Annotated in this window: 1 protein-coding gene; it reads left to right on the top strand. The window is 71.5% G+C overall.

Annotated elements, in window-relative coordinates:
• Window positions 1-108 precede the first annotated feature (108 nt).
• Window positions 109-1,651: mechanosensitive ion channel family protein (locus tag D7X74_RS45160; RefSeq protein WP_304984952.1), on the top strand; the 1,543-nt coding region annotated here is incomplete at its 3' end.

The following is a 1,651-nucleotide window of genomic DNA, read 5'->3' as shown; positions in this document are numbered from 1 at the left end:
TGTATAAGAGACAGCCCTTGGCCCCCCGCGTCATCCTTGGTGGACACCCCTGGCCCAAGATGATTGTTTGCACTCAAAACATCTAGTTCGAAACAGGGGAGTGCCGCCGTGCGCCGTTCCGTTCCGCCGTGGATGTGGCTGTTGCTGCTGTTGGGGCCCGTGGGGGCCTTCGCGCTGAACGCGGGGCTGCCTCCGCCGCCCTCGGACGTGGACCGGCGCACGCCCGCAGCGACGGCGTCGGGGTTCCTGGACGCAGCCCATGCGCGGGACGCCGTCCGGGCGCCGCAGTACCTGGACCTGTCGCGGCTTCCCCCGGCGACGCAGGCGGAAGAAGGGCTCAAGCTGGCGCGGCGGCTGGTGGTGGTGCTGGATCGGACGCTGTGGCTGGACTTCGCGCGCATCGGCCGGGAGCCGGTGGGACCGGGGGAGCGGGCCCGCCGCGAGGTGCTGGGACAGGTGGCCACCGCCCGGGGACCCCAGGACATCATCCTGGAGCGCGTGGACGCGGAAGGGGGCCCGGTCTGGGTCTTCAGCGCGGACACGGTGGGCGCCATCGACGCGCTGTTCGCGGAGCACGGCTCGCCGCTGTTGGAGCGACTGCCGCCGGTGTTCTTCACCCGCCCGCTGTGGGTGCTGGAGGCGTGGCAGTGGCTGGGGCTCGCGGCGCTGCTCGCGGGCGCGTGGGTGCTGGGACAACTGGGCGAGGCGCTGGCGCTGCGCCTGGGGGCCCGGGCCGCCGGGCTGACGAAGTCCGGGTGGGATGACGAGCTGCTCGCGGCGGGCAGGGGCACGATGCGCCACGTGCTGGGGTCGATGATCGCGGCCACGGGTGCCCGGCTCCTGATGCTGCCTCCGCCGGCGCAGGGCGCCCTGGACCTGGGCGCGCGCTCCATCATCATCGTGGCGTCGGCGCTGTTCCTCCTGCGCTTCTTCACCCGCGCGGCGCGCTTCCTGGAGACCCGGGTCGCCCAGTCCCCGGAGGGCACGGACGTGGCGCGCGTGCGTGGGCTGCGCACGCAGCTGTCCATCCTGCGCCGCGTGGTGGAGGTGGCGGTGGTGCTGGTGGCCGCGTCGCTGCTGCTCCTCCAGTTCGAGGCGGTGCGCAACGTGGGCGTGTCGCTGCTCGCCTCCGCGGGGCTCGCGGGCCTGGTGATTGGTCTGGCGGCGCAGAAGTCCATCAGCACGCTGCTCGCGGGCATCCAGCTGTCCATCACGCAGCCCATCCGCATCGGCGACACGGTCATCGTGGAGAACGAGTGGGGCTGGGTGGAGGAGATCACCCTCACCTACGTGGTCGTGAAGGTGTGGGACCTGCGCCGGCTGGTCATCCCCATCACCCAGTTCCTGGAGAAGCCCTTCCAGAACTGGAGCAAGGTGTCGCCCGACATCCTGGGCACGGCGGAGCTCTACGTGGACTTCCGCACCGACGTGCCGGCGGTGCGCGCGGAGCTCAAGCGCATCCTGGATGAAGAATCCAAGGGCCTGTGGGACGGCAAGGCGCAGGGGCTCCAGGTGACGGACCTGAGCGAGCGCACCATGAAGCTGCGCGCCCTGGTGAGCGCATCCGACGCGGGCAAGGCGTTCGACCTGCGCTGCCTCGTGCGGGAGAAGCTGGTCGCGTACCTCCAGGCCCAGCCCCACGGCCTCCCCC

Origin of the sequence: Corallococcus sp. CA047B, assembly GCF_003612065.1 — a bacterium.
In the GTDB taxonomy this organism is placed as follows: domain Bacteria; phylum Myxococcota; class Myxococcia; order Myxococcales; family Myxococcaceae; genus Corallococcus; species Corallococcus praedator.
The sequence above is the reverse complement of the archived record's forward strand: the minus strand, read 5'-3'. Positions and strand labels throughout refer to the sequence as shown.